Annotated in this window: 23 protein-coding genes and 1 pseudogene; 11 read left to right on the top strand and 13 right to left on the bottom strand. The window is 74.1% G+C overall.

The genetic code is table 11. The features are described from left to right. Positions 1-59: 59 nt before the first annotated feature. Complete coding sequence (locus tag ACODT5_RS21160; protein ID WP_422520880.1) at positions 60-680, bottom strand: ATP-binding protein; 621 nt, start codon at positions 678-680, stop codon at positions 60-62. Positions 681-918: 238 nt separating this feature from the next. Between ACODT5_RS21160 and cds1 the strand changes: the two genes are divergently transcribed. The 3 genes from cds1 to ACODT5_RS21145 all read left to right on the top strand — a co-directional run bounded on the left by cds1 (position 919) and on the right by ACODT5_RS21145 (position 3,713). After that, positions 919-2,046 (top strand): L-cysteine desulfhydrase Cds1, encoded by a 1,128-nt coding sequence (gene cds1, locus ACODT5_RS21155; protein WP_422520879.1) that lies wholly within the window; start codon positions 919-921, stop codon positions 2,044-2,046. A gap of 236 nt (positions 2,047-2,282) precedes the next feature. Beyond that, positions 2,283-2,840, top strand: a complete 558-nt coding sequence (locus ACODT5_RS21150; RefSeq protein WP_422520878.1) for a hypothetical protein — start codon at positions 2,283-2,285, stop codon at positions 2,838-2,840. Between the two features lie 96 nt (positions 2,841-2,936). Beyond that, a complete protein-coding gene (locus ACODT5_RS21145; protein ID WP_422520877.1) occupies positions 2,937-3,713 on the top strand; it encodes a hypothetical protein in 777 nt (258 codons plus the stop codon). A gap of 92 nt (positions 3,714-3,805) precedes the next feature. Here ACODT5_RS21145 and ACODT5_RS21140 read toward each other — a convergent pair. After that, a pseudogene (locus tag ACODT5_RS21140) lies at positions 3,806-4,270 on the bottom strand (SRPBCC family protein); the annotation flags it as partial. Positions 4,271-4,418: 148 nt separating this feature from the next. On the opposite strand from ACODT5_RS21140, the gene ACODT5_RS21135 reads away from it, so the two are divergent. Then, positions 4,419-4,955: a GNAT family N-acetyltransferase gene (locus tag ACODT5_RS21135; protein WP_422520876.1), complete on the top strand. Its 537-nt coding sequence runs from the start codon at positions 4,419-4,421 to the stop codon at positions 4,953-4,955. A gap of 31 nt (positions 4,956-4,986) precedes the next feature. Here ACODT5_RS21135 and ACODT5_RS21130 read toward each other — a convergent pair whose 3' ends face one another. From ACODT5_RS21130 to ACODT5_RS21110, 5 genes are all read right to left on the bottom strand, one after another. Further along, positions 4,987-7,464: a right-handed parallel beta-helix repeat-containing protein gene (locus ACODT5_RS21130; protein ID WP_422520875.1), complete on the bottom strand. Its 2,478-nt coding sequence runs from the start codon at positions 7,462-7,464 to the stop codon at positions 4,987-4,989. A gap of 129 nt (positions 7,465-7,593) precedes the next feature. After that, entirely contained in the window at positions 7,594-8,205 is a 612-nt protein-coding gene (locus tag ACODT5_RS21125) for an Rv1733c family protein (RefSeq protein ID WP_422520874.1), read from the bottom strand. 235 nt (positions 8,206-8,440) lie between these two features. Then, on the bottom strand, positions 8,441-9,265 hold the full coding sequence (locus tag ACODT5_RS21120) for an MOSC domain-containing protein (protein ID WP_422520873.1): 825 nt from the start codon (positions 9,263-9,265) through the stop codon (positions 8,441-8,443). Between the two features lie 72 nt (positions 9,266-9,337). Further along, positions 9,338-9,922 carry a DUF6643 family protein gene (locus tag ACODT5_RS21115; protein ID WP_422520872.1) on the bottom strand — a complete coding sequence of 195 codons (585 nt, stop codon included), beginning with the start codon at positions 9,920-9,922 and terminating at the stop codon, positions 9,338-9,340. Between the two features lie 257 nt (positions 9,923-10,179). Beyond that, positions 10,180-11,484, bottom strand: coding sequence for a glycosyltransferase (locus ACODT5_RS21110; RefSeq protein WP_422520871.1), 1,305 nt, complete (start codon positions 11,482-11,484; stop codon positions 10,180-10,182). Between the two features lie 540 nt (positions 11,485-12,024). Between ACODT5_RS21110 and ACODT5_RS21105 the strand changes: the two genes are divergently transcribed. Next, on the top strand, positions 12,025-12,843 hold the full coding sequence (locus tag ACODT5_RS21105; protein ID WP_422520870.1) for a glutamate racemase: 819 nt from the start codon (positions 12,025-12,027) through the stop codon (positions 12,841-12,843). A gap of 60 nt (positions 12,844-12,903) precedes the next feature. On the opposite strand, the gene ACODT5_RS21100 is transcribed toward ACODT5_RS21105, so the two are convergent. Then, on the bottom strand, positions 12,904-13,878 hold the full coding sequence (locus ACODT5_RS21100) for an ADP-ribosylglycohydrolase family protein (RefSeq protein ID WP_422520869.1): 975 nt from the start codon (positions 13,876-13,878) through the stop codon (positions 12,904-12,906). After that, complete coding sequence (locus ACODT5_RS21095; protein ID WP_422520868.1) at positions 13,875-14,354, bottom strand: VOC family protein; 480 nt, start codon at positions 14,352-14,354, stop codon at positions 13,875-13,877. The genes ACODT5_RS21100 and ACODT5_RS21095 overlap by 4 nt, the downstream gene beginning before the upstream one ends. An 81-nt stretch (positions 14,355-14,435) precedes the next feature. Between ACODT5_RS21095 and ACODT5_RS21090 the strand changes: the two genes are divergently transcribed. The 3 genes from ACODT5_RS21090 (at position 14,436) to ACODT5_RS21080 (ending at position 17,154) form a co-directional block, all read left to right on the top strand. Then, positions 14,436-14,951 carry a hypothetical protein gene (locus ACODT5_RS21090; protein ID WP_422520867.1) on the top strand — a complete coding sequence of 172 codons (516 nt, stop codon included), beginning with the start codon at positions 14,436-14,438 and terminating at the stop codon, positions 14,949-14,951. Positions 14,952-15,087: 136 nt separating this feature from the next. Continuing rightward, complete coding sequence (gene lnt / locus ACODT5_RS21085; protein WP_422520866.1) at positions 15,088-16,650, top strand: apolipoprotein N-acyltransferase; 1,563 nt, start codon at positions 15,088-15,090, stop codon at positions 16,648-16,650. Positions 16,651-16,659: 9 nt separating this feature from the next. Then, positions 16,660-17,154 (top strand): NUDIX hydrolase, encoded by a 495-nt coding sequence (locus ACODT5_RS21080; protein ID WP_422520865.1) that lies wholly within the window; start codon positions 16,660-16,662, stop codon positions 17,152-17,154. Positions 17,155-17,203: 49 nt separating this feature from the next. Here the strand turns inward: ACODT5_RS21080 and ACODT5_RS21075 are convergent, their stop codons facing one another. Beyond that, positions 17,204-18,004, bottom strand: a complete 801-nt coding sequence (locus ACODT5_RS21075; RefSeq protein ID WP_422520864.1) for a trypsin-like serine peptidase — start codon at positions 18,002-18,004, stop codon at positions 17,204-17,206. Between the two features lie 244 nt (positions 18,005-18,248). Here ACODT5_RS21075 and ACODT5_RS21070 point away from each other — a divergent pair, with 244 nt between their 5' ends. Further along, positions 18,249-18,836: a hypothetical protein gene (locus ACODT5_RS21070; RefSeq protein WP_422520863.1), complete on the top strand. Its 588-nt coding sequence runs from the start codon at positions 18,249-18,251 to the stop codon at positions 18,834-18,836. On the opposite strand, the gene ACODT5_RS21065 is transcribed toward ACODT5_RS21070, so the two are convergent. After that, positions 18,772-20,268, bottom strand: a complete 1,497-nt coding sequence (locus ACODT5_RS21065) for a glycosyltransferase family 39 protein (RefSeq protein WP_422520862.1) — start codon at positions 20,266-20,268, stop codon at positions 18,772-18,774. The two genes, ACODT5_RS21070 and ACODT5_RS21065, sit on opposite strands and share 65 nt — an antisense overlap. 195 nt (positions 20,269-20,463) lie before the next feature. On the opposite strand from ACODT5_RS21065, the gene ACODT5_RS21060 reads away from it, so the two are divergent. Together ACODT5_RS21060 and ACODT5_RS21055 are read left to right on the top strand one after the other, a co-directional pair. After that, positions 20,464-21,753 (top strand): ATP-binding protein, encoded by a 1,290-nt coding sequence (locus ACODT5_RS21060; protein ID WP_422520861.1) that lies wholly within the window; start codon positions 20,464-20,466, stop codon positions 21,751-21,753. 345 nt (positions 21,754-22,098) lie between these two features. Next, complete coding sequence (locus ACODT5_RS21055) at positions 22,099-22,443, top strand: DUF6191 domain-containing protein (RefSeq protein WP_422520860.1); 345 nt, start codon at positions 22,099-22,101, stop codon at positions 22,441-22,443. Here the strand turns inward: ACODT5_RS21055 and ACODT5_RS21050 are convergent. Together ACODT5_RS21050 and ACODT5_RS21045 are read right to left on the bottom strand one after the other, a co-directional pair. Beyond that, on the bottom strand, positions 22,421-23,101 hold the full coding sequence (locus ACODT5_RS21050) for a hypothetical protein (protein WP_422520859.1): 681 nt from the start codon (positions 23,099-23,101) through the stop codon (positions 22,421-22,423). The two genes, ACODT5_RS21055 and ACODT5_RS21050, sit on opposite strands and share 23 nt — an antisense overlap. Further along, positions 23,098-24,729 (bottom strand): serine/threonine-protein kinase, encoded by a 1,632-nt coding sequence (locus tag ACODT5_RS21045; RefSeq protein WP_422520858.1) that lies wholly within the window; start codon positions 24,727-24,729, stop codon positions 23,098-23,100. The genes ACODT5_RS21050 and ACODT5_RS21045 overlap by 4 nt, the downstream gene beginning before the upstream one ends. Positions 24,730-24,821 lie beyond the last annotated feature (92 nt).

Genomic DNA, 24,821 nt, shown 5'->3' with positions numbered 1-24,821 from the left:
AGGGCCGGCCGCGTCACGGCAGTCGGCGGCCCCTCCGGGCGGCTGTGTCGGGCCGGAGGCTACCCGGGCCGGACTCCGGCCGAGGCGCTCACCGACAGGCCGGCGGAGACCGGCTCGGGGGGTGCGGCGACGGGCGGGGCCGGCGCGGGGTCCCGTACGGCCTTCTTCTCGCGCAGGAGCACCGGCTTCTCGGCCAGGAGCACCGGGTGGCGTTCCGGTGCGGCGGGGCCGGGGGCGGCGCGCAGGGAGAACCACACCACCTTGCCCGCGCAGTCGTCCTGCTGCCGGGCTCCCCACGCCTCGCTGAGCGCCTCCACGAGCGCGAGCCCGCGTCCGGAGGTCTCCAGGGCGTCGAGCGGGGAGATGCCCGCGGGGCGGGCGGCCTCCGCAGCCTCGGCGGCCCCGGAATCCCGGAGCATCGGGAGGCGGGGGTCGCTGTCGTAGACGGAGACGGTCAGCCGGCCGAGGCGGAGCTCGATCTCGACCGTGCAGGTCTTGTCCGGCTGCGCATGGCGGTGGACGTTGCTGAGCAGCTCGGTCACGCCGAGCGCAGCCCGGTCTATGAGCGGATCGAGCTGCCAGTGGCGCAGTTGCGCCGAAACGATTCGGCGGATCTGTCCGATCCGCATGGGCAGGGCCTGCAGTTCGACGACGCAGTGCCTGCGGGAATGACTGATCACGGCTGCGACTCCCCGACATCAGTGTTACGGGTGCTGCACCCTCGGTGACGCCTCCCCAGGGTCACCCACTGTGGGCCTGTGTGCAACCGAACGCGATCGAAAGGGATCCGCATGGATACCCAAAGTGACTGTTTGTGCAGGTGAGGGGGGTACATTGCGAAAGCGGGCGGCGAAAGGCGAAGAGGCGCCGGGCCCGCCGAGCACTCGGGACATCGGGAAGTACGAAGGAGCACGGCGCATGAGCACCACCGGTACGACCGCCACGACCATCGACGTCGACCGCAGCGACGCGGACTACCGTGCGTGGCTGAAAGAGGCCGTCCGCAAGGTGCAGGCGGACGCGAACCGCTCCGCCGACACGCACCTGCTGCGCTTCCCGCTCCCGGAGGCCTGGGGCATCGACCTGTACCTCAAGGACGAGTCCACCCATCCGACGGGGTCCCTCAAGCACCGCCTCGCCCGCTCGCTGTTCCTCTACGCCCTCTGCAACGGCTGGATCCGCCCCGGCCGCCCCGTCATCGAGGCCTCGTCCGGTTCCACCGCCGTCTCGGAGGCCTACTTCGCCAAGCTGATCGGCGTCCCGTTCATCGCGGTCATGCCGCGGACGACGAGCCCCGAGAAGTGCCGCCTCATCGAGTTCCACGGCGGCGAATGCCACTTCGTCGACGACTCGATGAAGATGTACGAGGAGTCGGCCGAGCTCGCCGCCCGCACCGGCGGCCACTACATGGACCAGTTCACGTACGCGGAGCGGGCGACCGACTGGCGCGGCAACAACAACATCGCCGAATCGATGTACCAGCAGCTGCGGTTGGAGCGTTACCCCGAGCCCGCCTGGATCGTGGCCACGGCCGGCACCGGCGGCACCTCCGCGACGATCGCCCGCTACGTGCACTACATGCAGCACGACACCCGCATCTGCGTCCCGGACCCGGAGAACTCCTGTTTCTTCGACGGCTGGACCCACAACGACCCGCACGCGACCAGCGATTGCGGCTCGCGCATCGAGGGCATCGGCCGGCCCCGGATGGAGCCGAGCTTCGTCCCCGGGGCCATCGACCGGATGATGCGGGTCCCGGACGCCGCGAGCGTCGCCGCGTGCCGCGCGCTGGAGAAGGCGATCGGCCGCAAGGCGGGCGGTTCCACCGGGACCGGCGTGTGGAGCGCGCTGAAGATCATCTCGGAGATGGTGGCGGAGGGCCGCACGGGCAGCGTCGTGACCCTCCTGTGCGACGGGGGCGAGCGCTACCTGGACAAGTACTACTCCGACGCGTGGCTGGCGGGGCAGGGTCTCGACATCGCCCCGTACGCGCGCACGCTCGACACCATGCTGGCGACCGGCGTGTGGAGCGAGCCCGTCAGCTGAATCGTTTTCCCTGGCCGGGACCCGGCCCGCTGGCTACGCTGTGCTCACTTTGGGCACGGGGCGGGCGGGGCCGAGCGGGGCGGGGAATGATGGCGGAAACCACGGGCAGCGGGAGTGGCAGCGACACCGGAGCCGGAGCCGGAGCCGGAGCCGGAGCCGGAGCTGGAGCCGGAAGCGCGGGCGGGGGCGGGCAGTTGGCCTGTCCCCGGTGCGGCCGGGAGGACCAGGTGCTCGGCGTGTCCGCCGCGTACCTGCGGGCCAGTGCGAAACTGAGCGTGGAGACGAAGGGCGGCGAGGGCGACCACGTCACCAGCCGCGAGGAGAACTCGGCGCTCGCCAAGGCCCTCGCGATCGCCCCGGAGGAGCCGGACGGCGACACCATGGGCTGCTTCGGGTCGCTGTTCGTCCTGGTGGCGATCGGCGCGTTCATCTGGGGCGGGATCGCGGGGAAGTGGTTCGAGGGCGACGGGGCCCCACGGTTCTACGGGGGCGACGGCGACCTCCCCCTCGGAGTCGAGGACCCCTCGGCCTACCTGGGCTGGATCTCGGCGGCCTCGCTCGTCCTGGGCCCGCTCCTGCTGGCCCTGTCGGGCCGGGCCGTACGGGTCTGGCGCCGCCGGACCGGACCGGGCCGGGTGGCCGCCGACCGCCTCTGGGCGGAGGCCTGGTACTGCGGCCGCTGCGGGGTGGTCCACTTCACCGGCGAACGGGCCATGAGCTTGCAGGAGTTCCGTACCCGGGTCTGGTCGGCGGGCGGCTACGGGGACCTGGCCGTGCGGCACCCCGCGGTCTGAATCGTGACAGGCGTGTAGCTCCAGCCCCGTAGGCGCGGCAGCACTCACTGCTTACGCTGTGCGGACGTCGATCACGGCGCAGCCTCGGGGGGAACCATGGCGGGCATCGAGTACAACAGGCCGGAACGGGACGGGCGGACGCGGGACCAGGTCCCGTCGCCGTCGCCGTCGTCACCGCCCCCGGAGGCCGGTGTGGACCGGGGAGCGGGCTCGCTCCGCGCGTGTCCCTCCTGCAGCCGGACGGACGAACTGCGGGCCGTCCAGGCGGTGTTCCTGGAGGGGCACCGGCACGTCCGCGAGGAGAGCGGCGGCGCGGGTGTCCAACGGCAGGCCGTCACCCGGGAAGTGGTCTCGCGGCTGGCCCGGGCGCTGGCTCCCACCCCGCCCACGCCGCGGATCCAGGGGCGGGCGTGCCTGGGTGTGCTGCTGGTGATGGTCGCGATCGTCACGTTCCTGGTGGGCTCGCTGGCCGGGCACTGGTTCGACGGGGGCGCGGGGGAGTCGCAGCCCGAGTATCCGTCCACGGGGTGGGGCGATCCCGCGGACTCCGGAGCCGAGCCCGGTCTCTACTTCCTCGGGGTGATCTCGGCCATCGCGCTCCTGACCGCCGTCTACCTCTTCACCCGGGCCTCCCGGGACGGGCGCGTGCACCGCGAGCGGACGCGGCCGGGCCTCGCCGCCGCCGAGCGGCTCTGGAACCAGGCCTGGTACTGCGGGCGTTGTGCCAGGGTCCACTTCGAGGGCGAAGAGACTGCCCTGACCCTCCAGGAGTTCCGTGTACGGGTGTGGGCGGCCGGGGGCTACGGGGACCTGGCCGAAACGCATCCCGCGGTCGATCTGACCGTTGCCAGCCGGCCGGACGGCTCTTACTGACCTGTCTGACCTGTCGGCCCCGGCTGACCGGGCTGTTCGGGCAGTTCGGCCTGATCCTTCGGATCCCTCTGATCCGCCCGGCGCCCCCGCGCCGTCAGCCGCAGGTCCAGCGCGCGGACCGCCGAGCGGAACGAGTGCCCCAGCCCGGGCCGGGCGGCGGTGAGGGCGAAGCGGACGGCGGTCGGGCCGTCCGCCGCGAAGGTCCACTGGACGTGGGTGCCGGAGCCGGAGGGGGAGAGGCGCCACTCCTCCAACAGGGCCCGTATGCCGGGGGCGTTGGTCTCGTCGACCCGGTACGCGTAGCGCCGTTCCGGGTCCGCGGCCATGATCGTCTCCTGGAACCGGACCCCGCCCACCAGTTTGATCTCGCGCCCGGCGCCCCCGTGGGTGGGCCGGGCCAGGGTGACGGCCCGGAACCAGCGCGGCCAGCCCTCGACCTCCTCGGCCAGCGCCCGGTACACGTCCTCGGGAGCCGCCGTGGTCCGGCCGGCGAAGACCAGTCGGGTGGGGGCGACGTCGATGAAGTCCAGTCCTACGGGGCGGAGTCGGCGGGCCATGGCGGCACTCCCTCGGTTCGGCGGACGGCCGGGGCATCCGGCGGGGCTGTCACCCTAGCTGTCGGTCCGTCAGTTGTCCGCCGCGGATCGGCCGGCGCGGTGGCCAACCCGTTTCGCGGACCGGGTCCCGGCCGGGACAATGCCGTACATGCTTATCAGAGCAGCGCACATCGACGAGCTGCCCCTCCTGCAGGACATCGAGCGGGCCGCCGGGGAATGCTTCCGGACCATCGGCATGCCGGAGGTCGCCGACGACGAACCTCTTCCGCTGGAGGAACTCCTCGGCTACCGGCGGGCCGGGCTGGCCTGGGTCGCGGCCGAGGGCGCCGGTACGGGGACCCCGGTCGGGTACCTCCTCGCCGACCGCGTCGACGGGAACCTCCACGTCGAGCAGGTGTCGGTGCACCCGGACCGCGCCCACCGCCGCATCGGACGATCCCTCCTGGAACACCTCGCGGAGCGGGCCCGGGCGGAGGGAGCTCCCGCCACCGATCCCGCCCACGTCCCCGCCCTCACCCTCACGACCTTCACCGACGTGCCGTGGAACGCCCCGTACTACGCCCGGTGCGGCTTCCGGACCCTGGACGAGAGCGGCCTCGGCCCCGGCCTGCGGGACATCCGCGACCGCGAGGCCGCGCACGGGCTCGACCGGTGGCCCCGGGTGTGCATGCGCCGGGACCTGTGAGGGGCTCCGCCACGCCGGCCCGGGCCTGCGGTCAGAGCTCCGGAAGGTCCGCCGGGTAGAGCAGGGTGAGATCGTCCTTGCTCGGCTCCGACAGCTGCGCGACCCGCCCCGCGTGCCGCTCGACCATCGACTCGAAGGTCTGGCGCGCGGTGCGGCCGTTGCCGAAGGCGGGCCCCTTGGGCAGGTCGGTGAAGTACGTCAGCAGGGCGTCGGAAGTCTTCTCGCCGAGCAGGTACTCGTGCTCCTCGGCCTGCTGCTCCACGATCCGCAGCAGTTCCTCCGGCCCGTAGTCCCCGAAGGTGATGGTCCGGGAGAAGCGGGAGGCCACTCCCGGGTTCACGGTCAGGAAGCGGTCCATTTCCGCCGTGTACCCGGCGACGATCACCACGACCGCGTCCCGGTGGTCCTCCATCAGCTTCACCAGCGTGTCGATCGCCTCGCGCCCGAAGTCGCGGCCCGAGTCCTCGGGCGCCAGCGCGTAGGCCTCGTCGATGAACAGCACCCCGCCGCGCGCCCGGTCGAAGGCCTCCTGGGTGCGGATCGCGGTGGACCCGATGTGCTCGCCGACCAGGTCGACCCGGGACACCTCGACGAGGTGGCCGCGCTCCAGTACCCCGAGGGAGGCCAGGATCTCCCCGTACAGCCGGGCCACCGTGGTCTTGCCGGTGCCGGGGGAGCCGGTGAAGACCAGGTGGCGGCGGACCGAGGCGGCCTTGAGCCCCGCGAGTTGCCGGCGCCGGCCCACCTCGATCATGTCGGTCAGCGCGCGGACCTCGCGTTTGACGCTGTCGAGCCCGACGAGCGCGTCGAGGTGTCCCAGTACCTCGACCGAGCCGCGGGCCGAGGCCTGCCCGGTCGTTCCGGAGTCCGTCTCGTCGGCCGGCCGCTGGGCCGGCACCCGCTCGGCCGTGCCCGCCGCCACGGGGTTCGGCGCGGCCGACACCGTACGGATCCCCGTACGCTCCCCGGCCGCCGCCACCCCCGCACCCGCACCCGAGCCGGCGCCCGCGCCGGACGCGGACCGGGCGGCGAGGCGCGGCCCGGACTCGTCGCTCGTGCAGTCCTCGGCGACCGGGCCGTCCTCCGCGAACTCGTAGCCCCCGCGCGCGCAGCGCTCGGTGTGGCAGCGGTGCAGGGAGGTCCGGCAGCCGTCGATGACGTGGAAGCCGAAGCCCGCGCTTCCCGTGACCCGGCACGCCGTGAAGGTGCCGCGCCCGCCCGCCGACACGTAGAACCCGGCCTCGGCGGGGGAGCTGACCGTGCACCGCTCCAGCGTGGGATCCGCGCCCTTGGTGACGATCACGCCGGTCTGGACGGAGTCGATGGTGCAGTTGGCGAGCGTGCCGCCGCTGCCGTGGTCGCGGAACCAGGCTCCCGTGGCCGCCTCCCGGATCCGGCAGTCGTCCAGCTGGGCCGTCGCTCCGTCGCTCACCGAGACGGCGGTGTTGCGCACTTGGGAGATGTCGCTGTCCACGACGTCCACCCGGGAACCCCGGTCCAGTACGAACAGGGCGTCCGGTACGTCGTGCACCCGGCAGGAGTCCAGCGAGACCCCGGCCCCGTCGCTGATCCAGACGGCCGGATAGTCGCCGGTGCTGTCGTGGATCTCGCAGGAGTCGGCGACGACGCGGGTGCCCGGATCCCACACGGACAGGCCGTTGCGGCCGAAGCGGCGGACGGTGGTGCGGCTGAGCGTGAGGACGGAGCGAGAGCGCAGGTCGATCGCGTTCTCGGGGATGTCGTGGATGTCGCAGCCGGCGAGCGTGAGCACGGCGTCCGTGTCGAGGGTGACCCCGTCGGCCGAGGTGCGGTGGACCGCGCAGTCGGTGAGCACGGCCGTGGCCCGCGCGGCGATCTGCACGCCGGCACCCTTGATCTCGTAGACCTCGCAGCCCAGCGCCTCCAGGCCCGAGCCGTCGCCGGTCACGGCGATGCCGGCGCCCGTGGCGTGGTGGATCCGGCAGCGCTCCAGCCGGGGGCGGCCACCGCCGCGCACGGAGACCCCGGTCTGGCCGGCGGCCACGACCTCGCAGTCGGCGAACACCCCGCCGCCTCCGTCCAGTACGGCGATGCCGATCCCGGCGGAATTCTCCACCGTGCAGCGCCGGACCAGGGGCCGGGCGCCGCTCCCGCGGACCTCGATGCCGGCCGCCGAGCGGGTGCTCACCCGCACGTCGGTGAGCTCGGGGGAGCCGTCCTCGACGAGCAGCGCGGGCGCCGTGGGGTCCTGGCCCTCCAGGTGCAGGTCCTGGATGACGGCCGAGGCGCGGACGGTCAGCGCGACCCCGTCGAGCGGTGCGATCCGCACCGAACCCAGCGAGCCCTCCGGACCGCGCAGGGTCACGGCGTGGTGCAGCACCAGGTTCTCCCGGTAGGTGCCGGGCGCGATGGACAGGACGTCGCCGTCGCCCGCCGCTGCCAGTGCGGCGGTCAGCGTCGGATAATCACCGGAGCGGCGACGCCACCGCGAGGAACCACCGTGCGTCACCTGGACCGTGCCCTGAGCCATGGTGCTGTCGTGCCCCCACCCTCGTGTTCCGTGTGTCTGCCTGCGTGTCTGCCTGCTGATCGTCCGCGGGCCCGAACCGTGCGCTCCGGCGCTCCACCGTAGCGCGCGCGGGGCCGGTGAGTTGCCAGGTCAGCTGCCCGCGCCCGCCCGGCCCCAGTCCGGTCCCGCCGCGGCCCACGCGCGGTCCAGCCGGATGTACCGCCGATGCATGAGCCTTCGTACGACCAGGCGGCGGAGCGTCTCCACCAGTGCGGCAATGCCCAGGGCCGCCGCGAGCCCCGCCACGCCCGCGTGGAAGCTCGCGGAAGAGGGGTCGAGGGGCTGTCCGACCAGGCGGCCGTGCGCATCGGTCCATATCCGGAACCGGTCGCCGGCACGCGGCGGTTCCTCCGCGGCCGGCACCGTGCCCTGGTGGTTGCTGCCGTCGGGCGCCGTCCACGACGCGACGATCTGCGTGCGCTGCGGGGTCTGGCGCTGCGCCGCCGGATCGGCTGCCGCGCCGAGGACCGGATCCGGTGTCGGCCGGACCACCACCGCCGGTACGAGATGACGCTCGACCCGCTGTTCGCGAGCGGCCCGCTGCAGCGTGCCGTCCACCCGCAGGCCGGCCGCCCAGCCGACGGCCGGAGCCACCAACAGGACGCACAGCAGCGCCGCGAAGGCCACCCAGGCCTCGAATAGATCCGTCTGGCGGCGCAGCGGATTGCGCCGCCAGCGCCACACTCCCATTGCTGTCCGCACGGTCCGGCTCCCCCTACTTGTGCCAGTCTGCGCCTACCTGCCGTCCCAGCCTCGCGCATGCCCCGGCCACCCGCATTCCGTGACGTGCGAGACGTGTGTCACCCCATCCGGTGCGCACGTCCCGCATGTTCCAACGGGCAGGCGGTGGGGGTTGGTTCCAGAGTGACGCCAGAGCCCCTCGAAGGTGTCAATCCGGGTGGTCCCACCGGCCGCACCGGCTCCCCGCGGACACCCCCTACGCCAGGACGCGCACCTCGTCGCCGACCCGCAGCGTCCCCAGCCGCACCGGTACCAGCAGCCGCCCGAAGGCCAGGGACTTCCCGATGCGCCGGTGCCTGGCCAGGGTCTGGAGCGGCTCCTTGCCCCGTCGTGCCGTCGTCTGGTCGGTGGTCGTCACGACACAGCGTCCGCACTCGCGCGCCCCGCGGAAGACGGCGTCGCCGATCGCGACGCGCTCCCAGCCGTCCTCGGCCCACGCCCCGGCTCCGGACACCACCACGTTCGGGCGGAACCGGTCCATCGGAAGGGGGCCCTCGCCCGGATGGTTCCCCAGGGCGATCAGCGCGTTGAGTGCGTCCAGGGAGGCGAGGGTGGTGATCAGCAGCGGATAGCCGTCGGCGAGGCTCACGGTCTCGCCGGGCAGTGCGTACTGGGGATCCACCGGCCGCCGTACGGCCGGGTCGTCCAGGTGCACCAGGTACGCCGGTACGCCCAGGTACGCGGTGAACCAGTCGGCGGCGGCCTGCGCCGCCGCCACGGTTTCGATCTTCTTGCCGAAGAGCACCACCGGCTCCAGCGGACCCCGCCCCGGGACCTCCACCGTCAGATCCGCCATGCCCGGAGCCGAGACCTCGAACCCGCCGCCCTCCAGCGGACGGGCCCGCGCCAAGGCCAGCCTGGGCTGCTGGCGTTGGGTGATGACCGTGCCCTCCGCGTCCACCACCGCCCATCGGCGGTCACCGGACAGACCCCAGGGCTCCACGGCCACCTCGTCGGGTGCCGTCCCCGCCACCGATTTGACGGGATGGACGTGGAGCGCCTGGACACGCAGTTTCACCATGGGGAAATACTGCCAGCCGCCCTCACGGACTCCGCAGCTACCTCGTCGGAGGGGGCCGGCCGGGCGCGGCGGTCAGTAACCGCGTCCCTGCGGCTGGTACGGACGTCCGTACGGGTCCTCGAACGAGGGGGTCGGTACGGGCGCGGGCTGCGCCTGCATCGGACGCGGCGCGGCCGGGCGCATCGCCTCGTACCCGGTGCTCGTGGCGACCGGGCGGGGCTGCTGCGGCTGGGGCTGCGGAACGTAACCCGTGCGGGCCGCGAACTGCTGCGGCTGCTGCGGGACGTACGGCACCGGCGCCTGCTGGAGCGGCATCGGCATCGACATGGGCTGCGGCATCGGCGGCATCTGCTGCATGTGCGGCATCTGCTGGGGCGCGGCCTGCTGCTGGTACGGGTATCCGTACGCCGGGGCCTGCTGCTGTTGCGGGCGGGCGGGCGGCAGCGCTGCCGGCAGGGCGGGGAGCGCGGACGCGAGGGCCGGGAGGTACCCACCGCTCGAGTAGCCGGCGCTCGGCGAGTCGTAGGCGGCGGGCACCCGGATGGGGGCGATCTGCGGGGTCCCGCGTTCGGCGACGAGGGAGTCGTAGATAGGGGTGTCCGGGAAGGAGGGCGCGGAGTAGTAACCGCCGCCATAAGTGGAGCGGGGGGAGGTCATGGACCTAAGTTAAGCCCACGACTTCACCGGGTCCATAGCGAGGTGCCGTCAACACCGCCCTGACCTGCATATTCGCAGGTCAGGGCCACAGGTTTCACTTCACGTTCACGTGCACGATTTGGTCACTTCCGCCCCATCTTGCTCCTACTCGTACTCACCGGTTGGGTGTTGCACGGATCGTGCGCCCGTCTTGTGCTGACGAAGCGTCATAAGCCACTGACCTCGGATGACGTGAAGGAGAAGGGTGGAGTCCGGTTTCAGGCGTCGCTGGGGCGGGCATAGGTACGTCCCTTCCATGCCGCCCCGCGTCCGCGGTAGTGCTGCACGGCCGAGTCGACGGTCATCAGGAGGTACAGCAGCGCGGTGAGCGGGAGGAGCGGCGCGAGGACCGCCGGCTGACGGTAGTAGCGCAGCATCGGCAGGTAGGTGCCGGCCATCAGCAGCCAGGCCAGGCCGCCGGCCCAGGCGACGGCGGGCCGGCCGGCGGCGAGGCCGGCGAGGAGCGCGGCCGGCGGCACGAGGTAGACCAGGACCAGTCCGGCCACCGTCCCGGCCAGGAGCGCGGGACGGTGGCGCAGTTGTGCGTAGGCGCTGCGCGAGACCATCCGCCACAGGTCCGCGAGGGAGGCGTACGGGCGCACGCTGTCCACCCGCTCCGCGAGCCCGAGCCAGATCCGCCCGCCGGAGCGCTGGACCGCCCGGGCGAGCGAGACGTCGTCGATGACGGCCTGCCGGATCGACTCCGGGACCCCGGCCCGCACGGCCGCCTCGGTGCGCAGCAGGACGCATCCGCCGGCGGCGGCCGCGGTGCGGGCGGCGGGGCGGTTGATCCAGCGGAAGGGGTAGAGCTGGGCGAAGAAGTACACGAAGGCCGGGACGATCAGCCGCTCCCACACACTGACGGCGCGCAGCCGGGCCATCTGGGAGACCAGGTCGAGATCGGCCGCCGTCGCGGCGCAGACCAGCTCGCGCAGGCTGTCGGGTTCGTGGGCGATGTCGGCGTCGGTGAGCAGGAGGTAGTCGGGGGCGGGGCCCGGGCTGGATCCCGGGCTGGAACTGGCGGCGGAATCGGGGCCGGAGTCAGGGCTACGACCCTGGGCGGCATCCGGGCCGCCACCGGGGCCGGGATCCGGACTGGAGCCCAGGACGGAGCGGGCGCCGGAGCGGGCGCCGGAGCGGGCGTGCGTGATGCCGTGCCGCAGGGCCCAGAGCTTGCCGGTCCAGCCGGGACCGGGCTCGCCGGGGGAGAGGACGGTCAGGGGCAGCCCGGGGTGCGCGTCGGCGAGCCGGCGGGCGAGGGCGGCCGTGCCGTCCGTACTGCCGTCGTCGACCAGGATGACCTCGGCCTCGCCGGGATAGTCCTGCGCGAGCAGCGAGGGCAGGCTGCGCGGCAGCACCTCGGCCTCGTCCCTGGCCGGGACCACGATCGCGACGGACGGCCAGCGGGCCGGGGCGTGCCGGGGCGGCAGGCGCGTATCGGTCCGCCAGAACATGCCTTGGCCGAGGGTGAGCCAGAGCCAGACGGCGAGCGAGGCACACGCGGCGACGAGGAGGTAACCCATCCCGGCAGTGTGCCGGGACGGGCACCCCCGGAGGCGGCGGGACACCGGGGTTCCGCGCCCGGATCGGTCCGGAGGCGGGCCGGCCGGATCCGAGGCCGGGTGGCGAGTGCGGGGCCGCTGCCCGGCGGGCGCAGGACGGCAGGACGGGGCGCCGCCTGTGCGGCGGGCGCAGGACGGTAGGCGGGGGCGGCGCCTGTGCGGCGGGCGCGCGGCAGGAGGGGCGCCGGTACGGCGTGGGGTGCGGGGCCGGTGCGAGGTCCGGCGCCAGGCCGGGTCCCCCGGGGGCCCGGCGCGAGGCCGGTGAGTGGTGGCGGTGGGTCGTGGCGGTTCACCGTGGGGCGCGGAAGCGGGGGCCGACGGCCGGCGGCCTTCCGCGCTGCGGCGCGGAGCCGAGGGTGGAGGCGCGGTCCCGTCACCCCGGGCGCCCGTGGGGCGCGGCGGCGGGGCCGGTGGCCTTCCGCCGCTGCGGCGCGGAGCCGAGGGTGGAGGCGCGGTCCCGTCGCCCCGGGCGGGGCGGGGGGGATCGATTAAGGTGACCAAGTGAAGATCGCCCTGATGGACTCCGGTATTGGCCTCCTCGCGGCGGCCGCCGCGATGCGCCGGCTTCGGCCGGACGCCGAGCTGGTGCTGTCCTGCGACCCCGACGGGATGCCCTGGGGTCCGAGGACCCCGCAGGACCTCACCGGCCGGGCCCTCGCCGTCGCGCGGGCCGCCGCCGCGCACCGGCCGGACGCGCTGATCGTCGCCTGCAACACCGCTTCCGTACACGCACTGCCCGCGCTGCGCGCCGCGCTGGAGCCCGCGATCCCGGTCATCGGGACCGTGCCGGCGATCAAGCCCGCCGCGGCCGCCGGAGGTCGCGTGGCCATCTGGGCCACCCCCGCCACCACCGGCAGCCCCTACCAGCGCGGCCTGATCCGCGACTTCGCCGGCGGGGCGCGCGTCACCGAGGTGCCGTGCCCGGGGCTGGCCGACGCCGCCGATGCCGCCGACGAGACGGCCGTCGTACGGGCCGTCGCCGCGGCCGCCGCGCTGACCCCGGCCGACGTCACCGACGTGGTGCTCGGCTGCACCCACTACGAGCTGGTCGAGGACCTCATCCGGGCCGCGCTCGACCGCCGCACCGGCGGCGGCGCGTACGCCTTCCACGGCTCCGCCGAGGCCGTGGCCGTCCAGGCCCTGCGCCGGCTCGGCGCCCGCCCGGAGCCCGGCCTGCCGCCCACCGGCGGCCTGACCGTCCTGCTCAGCGGCCGCCCCGGCACGCTGCCCGAGGCCGCCCTCGGGTACGCCGAAGGGCGCCTGCTGGCCGGGCGGAGCACAGGCGTCGGGGAAGCCGTCGCGGGCACCGCCAAGGGCTGACCCCGAGGGCGCGGTCCACTCCGCGGGGCTGTTCCCCGGGAGGAGCCCCGCCCGGGCCGATCAGCGGCCGGGCTCCCGCTGACCCACAGCCGCCACGGCAGCCGTCGCCGCGTCCGCTCCGGCCTCCGCGAGGCGACGGGCCAGTTCCCGTAGGCCGGCCGCGTCGAGGACACGGTCCCCGAAGCCCGGCAGCGGTACGTGCAGCGGGGCCGTCCAGGACTTCGGGACCGCCGCCGCGCCGTACCGCGCCCCGGCCAGGGTGCCCGTGACCGCCGCCACCGTGTCGGTGTCGCCGCCCAGGTCCACGGCGGCCCGTACGGCGTCCGCGAAGCCCGCCGTGGTGCGCAGCGCCCACACCGCCGAGCCCAGGCAGGGCCACACCGCCCCGTTGAACTCGCCTGCCAGGTCCGGATGCCAGTCCGGGGCGAGGACCCGCGCGTACCGCTCCCGGTGGTCCGGGTGCACCCGCGCCAGCGTCGCGGGGAGCGCGGAGAGCGGGTCGCCGCCGTCCAGCGCCACGCGTACGAGTTCGTGCAGGACGGCCGTGCCCTCCCAGGCGGCCCGGTCCCCGTGGGTGAGCGCGGCGATCCGCCGGGCGGCGTCCATGGTCGGCTCCCGCCCGGAGGGAGCGAAGTACACCGCCGAGGTCGAGGCGCGCATCAGGGAACCGTTGCCCGCCGCCCGCGCGTTGACCTGGAAGTGCAGCGCGTCGGCCAGGTCCCAAGGGTCGCCGCTCGTCAGCACGCTCGCCGTCTGCAGCCCGATGTCCTTGGGATCCCCGGCCGCCCATCGCCGGAACCGGCCGAAGACGTCGGGGAGTTCGAGCCCGCCGCGGTCCAGCAGGGACTCCCCGACCAGCACCGCCATCTGCGTGTCGTCGGTGGCCTCGCCCGGATCCCACCCGCCGCCCCCGCACATCTCCTCGCCGCCGGCGCTCAACTGCCCGGCGGGGCCGAACTCGTAGGGCGCGCCGAGCGCGTCCCCGGCCGCGGAGCCGAGCACGGCTCCGACGGCACGGTCGATCCGCGTGGTCACGAAGCCTTCAGCCGGCGTTCCAGTTCCTCCCCCGACAGGTCCTCCAGGTGGGTCAGGAAGATCCACGTGTGTCCGTACGGGTCGCGCAGGTGGGCCGTCCGGTCGCCGTGGAACTGGTCCGCGGGCTCCTGCAGCACTTCCGCGCCCGCCGCCGCGGCCGTCCGGACGAGTTCGTCCACATCCGCGACGAACACGTGCAGTGCCACCGACGTCCCGCCGAGCGCGGTCGGCGCGGTGAACCCGCCGCCGGCCGTGTCGCCGAGCATCAGCACCGCACCGGCGATGCGCAGCTCCGCGTGCAGGACGCCGCCGCCCGGTGCGGCCAGCCGGTACTCCTCCACGGCCCCGAAGGCCCGTACGTAGAAATCCAGGGCGCCGACCGCGTCGGCCACCATGATGTGCGGCACCACCGCCCTGCGATACCGCTCCGGGATCGTCCGCCCCGACACCTCTGCCGCCGCCTCGTTCTTCGTCATGTCCGCGACCGTAGGACCTCAAGTGCGATTCAGGTCAAGAGGCCGGTGGCGTCCCTGCGGAACGTGAGTACGCTGCTACACATGACGGGTCACCCACCGGGTCCGCTCTGGACGGGCCGGGCCTCCAACCGCGTGCAGTGGATCCTCGCCGGAGCCGGTGCGGCCTGTCTCGCGCTGGGCATCGAGCTCGCCGTCGACCACGCCTGGGACGCCGGCATCGTGGCGCTGCTCATGGCCGTGATCGGCTGCCTCGCCGCGGGCCTGCTCATCCTCTTCGGCACCCTCGCCTTCGTGCACGTCGCCGTCACCGTCGACGCCGAGGCCATCGAGGTGCGCTGCGGGCACATCGGGCTGCCGCGCCGCACGATCCGGCTCACGGAGGTGGAGGCCGCCGAGTACGTGCCCCGGATCACCCCGCAGCAGTGGGGCGGCTGGGGCTACCGCTGGCGTCCCGAGCGCGGCACCGCCGTCATCGTCCGGCGCGGGGAAGGGCTGGAACTCCGGCTCGGCGACGGCAAGCTCTTCACCGTCACGGTCGACGACGCGGAGAACGCCGTCCGTGTGATCCGCACCCATCTGCGCGCCCTGGCCCACTGACTCCGTCACCGGCACAGCGAGGGGACGTACACTCCGCCAGATGAGCAGCAGTGCGACCCGCGCGGCCGGGAACGATGCCGGGAACGATGCGGGGAACGATGCGGGGAACGAACCGCGAGGGCAAGCGGGAGACGGCGTGTCCACGCGAGCGCCCGGTGCGGCGGCCGTGGCGGGTTCCCCCGCGCGGCGGTGGGCCGGCAGGCTGACGCGGCCCGGGGCCGCCGTCCTGTCCGGAGTGCAGCTCTACCTCAGCTTCCCGCCCCGCCCCCTGTGGTGGCTGGCCCCCCTCGCCCTCGCCCTGCTCGGCTGGTGCCTGTACGGGCGCCGCGCGCGGGCCGGCTTCGGCCTCGGTGTGCTGCACGGGCTCGGCTTCCTGCTGCCGCTGCTCGTCTGGACCGGCGAGGGCGTCGGCCCGGTGCCGTGGCTGGCGCTCGTCACCCTCGAATCCCTGCTGATCGGCCTCACCACCCTCGGTATCGCCCTCGTCAGCCGGCTCCCCGGCTGGCCGCTGTGGGGCGCCGCCGTCTGGATCGCCGGCGAGGCGCTGCGCGCCCGGGCCCCCTTCGGCGGCTTCCCCTGGGGCAAGCTCGCCTTCGGCCAGCCCGACGGAGTCTTCCTGCCGCTCGCCGCGCTCGGCGGCACCCCGCTGCTCTCCTTCGCCGTGGCCCTGTGCGGATTCGGGCTGTACGAGGTGCTGCGCGTCGGCGCCAGCACCCGCCGGGCCACCGCCGCGCTGCTCGCCGCCACCGCCGTGGCCGCCCCGCTCGCCGGGGCACTGGCGGCAAGGCCGCTGGTCTCCGACGCGGCCGAGGACGGCACCGTCGTGGCCGCCGTCATCCAGGGCAACGTCCCGCGCGCCGGGTTCGACTTCAACGCCCAGCGCCGCCAGGTCCTGGACAACCACGCCAACCGCACGATCCAGCTCGCCGAGGACATCAAGCTCGGCAAGGTCGCGAAGCCGGACTTCGTCGTCTGGCCGGAGAACTCCTCCGACATCGACCCGTACACCGAGCCCGACGCCTACGGAGTCATCGACAACGCGGTCAAGACCATCGGGGTGCCCGTCGCCATCGGCTCCGTGCTCGCCCCGGAGACCGGCCCGCTGCGCAACACGATGATCCTTTGGGACCCGGTCAAGGGCCCCGCCGACACCTACGACAAGCGCAAGATCCAGCCCTTCGGCGAGCGCATCCCGATGCGCTCCTTCGTCCGGCTCTTCAGCTCCGACGTGGACCGGGTGCGGCGCGACTTCGGCCCCGGCAAGGAGCCCGGGGTCTTCGACATGGCGGGCAGCGGAGTCGGCATGGTCACTTGCTACGAGGCCGCCTTCGACGACGCGGTCCGCTCCACCGTCCGGGCCGGCGCCCAGGTCATCGCGGTACCGAGCAACAACGCCACGTTCGGCCGCACCGAGATGACCTACCAGCAGCTGGCCATGGACCGGGTCCGGGCCGTGGAACACAGCCGGACCGTACTGGTTCCCGTCACCAGCGGGGTCAGCGCCGTCATCCGCCCCGACGGCGAGATCGTGCAGCAGACGAAGCTGTTCACGGCCGACGCCCTGGTCGCCGAGATCCCGCTGCGCTCCACGCAGACGCCGGCCACCCGCTTCGGCCCGCTCGCCGAATACCTCCTGCTGGCCGTGGCCGTGGCGGGAATTGGCTGGTCGTTCGCCCGCCGTTTCGCCCGGTCCTCGTAGGGTCTGGGAATGACCACACCTGACTTCATCCGTACCCTGCGCGCCACCGCGGGCCACCAGTTGCTGCTGCTGCCCGGGGTGACCGCCGTCGTCTTCGACGACCGGGGGCGGGTCCTGCTGGGCCGGCGCGCCGACACCGGACGGTGGTCGGTCGTCGGCGGGATCGCGGAGCCGGGGGAGCAGCCGGCCGACACGGCGGTGCGCGAGGTGTACGAGGAGACGGCGGTGCGGTGCGTACCGGACCGGGTGGTGCTGGTGCAGATGCTCCCGCCGATCACCTACGAGAACGGGGACGTCTGCCAGTACCAGGACATCACCTTCCGCTGCCGGGCCACGGGCGGGGAGGCGCGGGTCAACGACAACGAGTCGCTGGAAGTGGCCTGGTTCGAACCGGACGCGCTGCCGGAGCCGCTGGAGTCCTTCGCGGCGGACCGGATCCGCCAGGCCCTGAAGGACGAGCCGACCTGGTTCGCGGCCCCCTCCCCGGTCGGCCCCGGCAACTGACCGCCCGGCCGCGGGTGCGGATGGCCCCGGCCCCGGCCCCGGCCCCGGCTCAGCCGATGCCGATGCCGGACGCCTCGCGGTACAGCTCCACCGCCCTGTCACCCATGACCGCGCTGTACGAGACCTCCGGCACCGTCCCGCCGCCCTCGTAGCCGCCGAGCACGCCCGTCAGGGCGCCGTCGACGAGCCAGGGGCTGCCGCTGGTGCCGCCGCTCAGGTCCGGGCACTCGATGCGGCGCTGCGTAGCGGAGAACAGGGTCGTGGTGTTGGCGCAGTACAGCGGGGACTCGTCGCGGCTCGGGTAGCCCAGGACGGACACCCTGGCACCGGCCGGCTGCTCCGCCGCGACCGGGAAGCCGCCGACCACGTCCTCGATCTGCAGGCCGTCCGGCTGCATGCCGTCCGGCGGGGTGACCGTCGCGAAGGCGATGTCGTCGTCGGGGTCCTCGCCGTCCGTCCAGCCCGGGGCCACGTACGTGCCGGTCAGCTTCCACAGGCCGTACGGGGCCTCGCCGTCGCGGTAGCCCGGGGCGAAGAAGGTGGTGTCCGGGCTGCCCAGGCAGTGCGCGGCGGTGACGATCACATCGCGGTCCTGGCTGCGCACCACGGACGCGGTGCAGAAGTGGCCGCCGTCGAGCCCGCCCGCGAAGAGCGCGCCGACCCGCCCGGCCGTCTCGTCGGCGGCGGCCGTGAGGGTGACGCCCAGCGGCGGTCCGGCCGGGCCGCCGGGGGCGTCGACGCCGAGCAGGGCCGTCATGGTGGCCAGGGCGAGCAGGATCCGCGAAGTGCGCCGGCCACGGGCACGGGCGCGGGAGCGGCGGTCCGGTCGGGAGGGGAGGCGCTGGATCATGCTCCGAGCCTCACGGGGGAACCTGTGACCGGAACCGGGGGATCCATATGAATCCGCTGTGAATCATCAATCCGCTGCGAATCCGTGGGAGAGGCCGGCGAGCCCCTTCGCGGGCCGGGCCCCCTCCGCCGACCGGATGGGCGCCGCCCGTTGGCCGCGGGCGCGGCGATATGAGGTGGTCGGGGATACGAGGCGGCCGGCGCGGAAGCCGGGAAGCCGGTCACACCGAGGCGGAGGGCGCAGCGTGCGGGTACTCAGCTCGGTCGCCGGATTCGCCTACCGGGAAGCCGAGGTCAGCCTGCTGCGCATCCGCGGCGGCGTACCGTCCTGGGGCCCCCAGCTGCTGGCCCGGCACGCCCAGGTCGACCTGGTCGACACCCTCCCCGACCTGTTCCGGGACTGGGATCGCTGGTCCGCGGAAGTCAGCGAGAGCCACACCAACCATCCCGGGCTGATCCACTTCCGCTCACCGAGCTGGGAGCGCAACTGGCTGATCAGCCTCCTCGCCGTCCTGGACGCCGCCGCGCTCCACCTCGCCTTCAACCCCCACGGCCCCGCAGACCCAGATGCGCGTGACCCTGCGCGCGGGCTTCAACTGCCTGCGCGACCTGGCCCACGAGGAGGGCATCGCCTACGCCCTGGCCTACCGCATCGACGCGGTGCACGCGCCCTGGTCCGGACCCGCCGCCGCGGCGGTGGCCCCGTCGAGGTCCCCACCCCGGTGGACCGCAAGCCGCCGGACGGATGGCCGGACGGGCGTTCCACCGTCAGCCGCGCCGCTCGTACACCGTCACCCGGCGGCCGCGGACCTCCCGGTCCTCCACCACGGTGAACTCCGCCCGCAGGACGGCCGCCTTCGCCCGGTCCGCCGCGGAGCCCGGGGGCTTCGCCACCTTCCGCGCGTCCGTCACCAGGAGGACCCGCCGCTGCTCCCGCAGGGCCGCCGAGATCCGTGCCGGGTCGGCCTCCTCGCCCTTGAGGGTGCCCGACTCCGCGGGGCCGCGGGACAGGGCGATGTCCTTCAGGCCGGCGAACGCCCCCGGCGAGACCAGCGCGGTGTCCCGCCGGGCCGCCGGGACGAAGAGCACCGCGTCGCCGTCCCGCTTCAGCACCGACACCTCCCCGGCCACCGCCAGTACGTCGTCCACCCGGCTGGCCGGAGACCTGTCGGCCAGCGCCACCGGCAGCAGCGCCACCGCCGAGACCGCCACCACGACCGGCACGAGCGCGCCCGACGCCTTCGGGTACCGGGGCGCGAGTGCCCGTACGGCCGCGCCCAGCGCCGCACCGATCAGCAGGGCCAGACCCAGCATGGAGAACAGCACGTACCGGTCGAGGAACAGCGGCTGGATCAGGGAGGCGGCGGCCAGCCCCAGCAGGGGCACCGCCAGCAGTGGCAGTCCGACCGAGGCCGCCGTCAGCCGGGCCGGGAGACCGGCGCGCGGCCCGCCCCGGCCGTCCGCCCAGGCGCCCAGCGCCCCGACCGCCAGCAGGACGCCCGGGCCGATCATCATGTGCCAGGTCAGCGGCGGTATCCAGGAGACCTGACCGGACTGGGTCCGGCTGAACAGGATCAGCGGCAGCGCCCCCGCCACGGCCCCCGCCGAGGCGAGCAGCCAGGCGACCACGACACCGCGCCGGGCCCGCGCCCACCACAGGGTCACCGCGTGGGCGGGCAGGATCAGCAGGGAGAACCAGTTCAGCAGGGCGCAGACCAGCACCAGAGCCCCGTACGCCGTCCAGCGCGGCCAGGTCCGCCGCCCGGGGCGCGATCCGGCTCCGGTGCGCGCGATCAGCGAGACGAGGAGCAGCGTCGACAGTCCGGCCCCGCCCGCGATCAGCGCGTAGGACCGGCCCTCCTGGAGCTGGAACTGCATGGCCGGCAGCAGCCCGAGGGCCAGTCCGCCGCCCAGCCCGGCCCACGGGCCCGCCAGTCGGCGCCCGATCAGCGCCACACAGCCGGCGGCGACCGCCACCGCCAGCACCGAGGGGAGGCGCAGGGTGGTCGTGCTCGCCCCGAACACCTCGAAGAGCAGGTGCATCAGCAGGTAGTACAGGCCGTGGACCGCGTCCACGGTGCCGAGGAGGTGCCAGATCTCACCGGGCGAGCGCTCGGCCACCTGCCAGGTCGCCGCCTCGTCCCGCCACACGCTGTCCTGCCGGGAGAGCCCCCACAGCCCGAGCGCCAGAGTCCAGAGGACCGGAACCAGCCACACGAGGTACGGCCGCCGGGCACGGGCGGCGGTGGATATGTGGGAACTCATGAAAGCTTGACGATCCTCGGGCAGCGGTTCGGGCGGAAACCACCAGTCTATGGACGATACGGAGGGTTCCCGGACCGGGTGTTGTGCACGACGGAGCGTGATCACGGGGCCCGCCCGCCCCTAGCCTCACGGCAGCAAGGTGCGCCGACCGGCACGCGGCAGGCACGCAGGAGCACGAACGAGGGGCGGTACCCGGTGAACTGGCTGATCCACGACTACCGCGAGAGCGATCTCGCGGCCGTTGTCCATCTGATCGACACCACGGCCGAACTCGGCCAGGAGTCGGTCTTCTCACTCGCCGAATGCATCAGCGCCCTCACCGACCGGCAGCCCTGCGTGGTCGCCGTCCACCAGGGCGTCCCCATCGGCGCCGCCCTCGCCTGCGTCACCGGCGAACGCGCCTGGGTCATGCGCATCGCCATCGCCGCCGGCTGGCGCGGCCGGGGCCTGGCCAGCGCGCTCCTCGTGGAGCTGGAGCGGCGGCTCATCGCCGCCCGCGTCGGGCGCATCGCGTACGTCCTGCCCGAGGAGGACCTGCTCGGCGAGGGACTCCTCAACGCCGGCTACACCCGGCAGCCCGCCGTCGCCTACTTCGAGAAGACCGAGCCGCTGCACGGACCGGCCGCCGGTCTCCTGGACGACCTGGGCGGACGGTTCCTGCCGAGCGACCTGTGGGCCAAGGTGGCCGGCATGGAGACCGAGAAGGACCTCATCGAACGGCGCGTCGTGCTGCCGCTCGCCGAGCCCGAACGGGCCGCCGCGCACGGGGTGCAGCCGCCGCGCGCCATCACCCTCTTCGGCCCGCCCGGCACCGGCAAGACCACCTTCGCCCGGGCCATCGCCTCCCGCCTCGGCTGGCCCTTCGTGGAACTGCTGCCCTCCCGCCTCGCCGACGAGGGCAACCTCGCGGCGGCGCTGCGCGACGCGTTCGCCCGCATCGCCGAGCTGGAACGGGTGCTCGTCTTCATCGACGAGGTCGAGGAGATCGCGCCCGTGCGCACCGAACCCGCCCAGCCCGGCGGGATCCACGGGGTGACCAACGAGCTGCTCAAGCTGATACCCGGCTTCCGCGAGGGCGACGAGCGGCTCCTGGTCTGCGCGACCAACTCCATCCGCTCCCTCGACCCGGCCTTCCTGCGGCCCGGCCGCTTCGACTACCTGATCCCGATCGGCACCCCGGACGCGGGCGCCCGCGCCGCGATCTGGGGCCGGTACACGGCGGGCCGTCCCGATGTGGACGTGGCGGCGCTGGTCGAGGGGAGCGAGCTGTTCACCCCGGCCGACATCGAGCACGCGGCGCGGATCGCGGCGCAGGTGTCCTTCGAGCGGGACCTGGAGGCGGTGGGCGCGCGCGGCGCGGCGGCGGCCCAGCTGGGCGCGAGCACGGAGGACTACCTGGCGGCGGTGGCGCAGTGCCGGCCGACGGTGACCCCGGCGATGACGGGGGAGTTCGCGGCGGACATCACCGCGCACGCCCGCTTCTGAAGAAGGAGCGGCCCGAAGCTGCCCGCCACGGACGGGCAGGCAAGACGGCCCGCAGCCACTCCCCAAAGCGGCTGCGGGCCTCCCGCGCGGACTTGGCATCCGTGCGGGACAGCCACGTTCCGTTGGGGTGTATCGCCGGCTGGAACGTGGCGGCAAGGGTGCCGTGAGGGCCATCCCTGATGCCCTCGCCAACACATTCGAGTCAACCAGGGGCGGGGGTGGCGGCGCCTCGGCCGCACGGCCACGATCGCCCGCCGGAAGGACCGGTCCGCGGGCCCGGGCCGTTGGCCGAAAGGAGGACCGGGGCGGGGTACGGGGGCGCAGGACCGGGGTTAGGGTCGGGCCATGGCCTTCGTCGTCTTCATGACCCTCCCGGGGCTGGCTCTGCTGCTCACCGCCATCGCCTTCCTCGACCTCGCGCTGGAGCGCGCGGGCCGCGCCGGACTGCTGCCCTGGCGCTGGAACGGCCGCAAGGGGCAGATGTCGGCGACCGGCTTCGAGCAACTGCACGCGAGCTTCTCGCCGGGCAAGCAGAACGAGCTCAAAGAGCGGCAGAGCGCCCTCGTCATGCGCGACGACGAGGAGGACGGCGCCCCGCCCCGCTCCCGCGTCGACCTCGACGGCGGGCTCGCGGTGATCCGCATCCCCGCGCCCGCGGCCGCTCCCGCTACGGGCGGCAGCGGTACGTGAACTCCGCCGCGGCCGTCTGACGTACGGGCGAGACGAGCTCCAGCTCGGCCTTCGCGGCGTAGGCGCCCGCGCCCTGGAAGGTCCACAGCAGGTGCAGCCGGGCCTCCGTCCGGCCGCTCGGGACCCGTTCGGTGAGCTGCTCCGAGCGGGTGCCGTCACTGCGCAGCCAGCGGTACGTGAGGATCCCCGGCCGCCCGTTGGTCCGTACGACGGCCACCACGTCGGCGGTGCCGTCGCAGCCGGGACCCTTGGCGTCGGTGGCCACCGCCACGTCCCGGACCTCCAGGGCCGGGCCGTAGCGCTGCCAGCCCAGGTAACAGAGGACCCCGATCAGGACCACGGCGGCCAGCGTGTAGCGCCGCCATTCGCGGCGGCGCGGGCGGGGGGCCGGGCCGGGGGACAGCGGGAACGGCGCGGGCAGTGCGGCCGTCACCCCCGGTCCGAAGCGCAGTACGGATCCCTCGACCCGGTCCGGGACGGCACCCACGGGCATGTCGAACCGGGAGGTCGGTCCGGTGCCGTCGAGCCGTTCGGTCGCGCTGGTGCCGTCGAGCCGCTCGGTCCGCTCCGTGCCCTGGGGTGGCCCGGTGATCCAGTGGCTGCCGAGCACGGTGGCGCTGTAGTCGTCGTCGCCCTGCGGGGCGTGGGGCCCGGTCACTGGGGCACGACCGCGCAGCGCGGGATCTGGACGGTCGCGTACGCGTACCGCTTGGGGGCGGCCGGTTCGGTGGAGGCGCGCACCGTCAGGTAGCAGCCGCTGCGCCGCGTGAAGGCGTGCTGCTGCGACAGAGAGGCCGGAGAGCCGGCGGGCGCGATGACGCGGTCGGTGCCGTCCGCGACGGCGAGGTCGTTCGGCGCGTCGCCGAGGAACCACTCGAAGATCACGGTGACGGGCCCGCCTTTGGCGTTGAGGCTCACGGTCGCTTCACCGACCGTGGGCGAGGCTTTGAGGGTGACGGACACCGAGGACACGATCACGCTCGGGCTCGGGCTCGGTGTGGGCGTGGGTGTGGGTGTGGGCGTCGGGGATGTGGTGGGGGTCGGCGTCGGGGACGGCGGGTTGCTGTACGTGGGCGTGGCGGACGCGGAACCGGACACCGACGCGGACGGCGACGGCGTACCGGTCGGACTCGCCGACGGGCTCGGGCTCGGGCTGGTGCTCGGGCTCGGCGAGGCCGACGGTGCCGGGGACGGGCCGCTGCCCGGGGCGGGCGCCGACGCGCTCGACGTCGCGAAGGCGTTCAGTGCCCTCGCGCCGCCCGGCTCCGAGCCCACCGCCTGGTAGCCGAGCACGGCCACCAGCCCGAGCACGAGAGCCGCCCCCGCCGCGAGCAGACCGCGCCCGCCCGGGGCCCAGGGCGCGGGCGGCGGCAGGACCGTCGTGGCCAGGGCGGTGGTGCCCTGCGCCGGGGCTCCCGCGGAGGGGAACAGCAGCGGCAGCAGGGCCGCCAGCGCGGCCAGCTTGCGCTGTCCGCGCTCCTCCCACTGGGGCCCGTACGCCGCCAGGGCCACCGCCTCCAGCTCCGCGACGAACGCGTCGGCGTCCTCGGGCCGTTGTTCGGGAGCCTTGGCCAGTCCGCGCCGGATCAGCGGGCGCACCGGCTCGGGTGCCTCGGTCTCCGGGACCGGCGCCTCGATGTGCTGGACGGCGAGCTCCGCGAAGTTCTGCCCGTCGTAGGGCTTGCGGCCGGTCAGGCATTCGAAGAAGGTCGCCGTCGCCGCGTACACGTCGGCCTCGGGCGAGGCGGGCCGGCCCTGCCACTGCTCGGGGGCCATGTAGGCGGGGGTGCCGGCCGCCCCGGGCGTGGTGCCCAGGGGGGTGGCGATTCCGAAGTCCACCAGCTTGGAGGTCCCGTCGGCCGCGACCAGGACGTTCGCCGGCTTGTAGTCACGGTGGACCACACCGGCCCGGTGGGCGTCGGCGAGCCCCAGCAAGGAGCCCTTCAGCAGCACCAGCGCCGCCTCCGGCCCCGTCCGCCCGCACTGCTTGAGCAGGGCGTTCAGCGGGATGCCGTCCACCAGTTCCATGACGATCGCGGCGCCGCCGGGCGCCTCGACGTACTCGTACAGCCCGACCACGTAGGGGGAGCGCAGGGCGCCGAGCAGCTGGGCCTCGGCCCGGAACTCCCGGACGAAGACCGGGTTCTCGAGCATCCGGTCGTTCAGGTACTTCACCGCGACGGCCGTGCCGGTGCCCTCGTGGACCGCGAGGACCACGCGGCCGCTGGCGCCCGAACCGAGCTCGCGGACCTGCGAGTAACCGGGAACCGACCACACGCCGTTCATGCCTTCCCCCTTGCCGTGGCGTGACCGCGCCCCGGAGCCGCTCCTTCCAGGGGACCGGCCACCACCTGGGACACATTTCCGCCACGGCCGGT

Origin of the sequence: Streptomyces tatrensis (assembly GCF_049310065.1) — a bacterium.
Classification (GTDB): domain Bacteria; phylum Actinomycetota; class Actinomycetes; order Streptomycetales; family Streptomycetaceae; genus Streptomyces.
Note: the sequence above shows the minus strand (reverse complement) of the source record. Positions and strands in the feature narration are given on the sequence as shown.

What these genes read in the sequence shown, in the direction of transcription:
- ACODT5_RS21120 (WP_422520873.1), bottom strand. Translation starts at nt 9,265, where the DNA reads ATGGTGAAACTGCGTGTCCAGGCGCTCCACGTCCATCCCGTCAAATCG.
- ACODT5_RS21045 (WP_422520858.1), bottom strand. Translation starts at nt 24,729, where the DNA reads ATGAACGGCGTGTGGTCGGTTCCCGGTTACTCGCAGGTCCGCGAGCTC.
- ACODT5_RS21055 (WP_422520860.1), top strand. Translation starts at nt 22,099, where the DNA reads ATGGCCTTCGTCGTCTTCATGACCCTCCCGGGGCTGGCTCTGCTGCTC.
- cds1 (WP_422520879.1), top strand. Translation starts at nt 919, where the DNA reads ATGAGCACCACCGGTACGACCGCCACGACCATCGACGTCGACCGCAGC.
- ACODT5_RS21110 (WP_422520871.1), bottom strand. Translation starts at nt 11,484, where the DNA reads ATGGGTTACCTCCTCGTCGCCGCGTGTGCCTCGCTCGCCGTCTGGCTC.
- ACODT5_RS21095 (WP_422520868.1), bottom strand. Translation starts at nt 14,354, where the DNA reads ATGACGAAGAACGAGGCGGCGGCAGAGGTGTCGGGGCGGACGATCCCG.
- ACODT5_RS21115 (WP_422520872.1), bottom strand. Translation starts at nt 9,922, where the DNA reads ATGACCTCCCCCCGCTCCACTTATGGCGGCGGTTACTACTCCGCGCCC.
- ACODT5_RS21065 (WP_422520862.1), bottom strand. Translation starts at nt 20,268, where the DNA reads ATGAGTTCCCACATATCCACCGCCGCCCGTGCCCGGCGGCCGTACCTC.
- ACODT5_RS21145 (WP_422520877.1), top strand. Translation starts at nt 2,937, where the DNA reads ATGGCGGGCATCGAGTACAACAGGCCGGAACGGGACGGGCGGACGCGG.
- ACODT5_RS21090 (WP_422520867.1), top strand. Translation starts at nt 14,436, where the DNA reads ATGACGGGTCACCCACCGGGTCCGCTCTGGACGGGCCGGGCCTCCAAC.
- ACODT5_RS21075 (WP_422520864.1), bottom strand. Translation starts at nt 18,004, where the DNA reads ATGATCCAGCGCCTCCCCTCCCGACCGGACCGCCGCTCCCGCGCCCGT.
- ACODT5_RS21080 (WP_422520865.1), top strand. Translation starts at nt 16,660, where the DNA reads ATGACCACACCTGACTTCATCCGTACCCTGCGCGCCACCGCGGGCCAC.
- ACODT5_RS21130 (WP_422520875.1), bottom strand. Translation starts at nt 7,464, where the DNA reads ATGGCTCAGGGCACGGTCCAGGTGACGCACGGTGGTTCCTCGCGGTGG.
- ACODT5_RS21135 (WP_422520876.1), top strand. Translation starts at nt 4,419, where the DNA reads ATGCTTATCAGAGCAGCGCACATCGACGAGCTGCCCCTCCTGCAGGAC.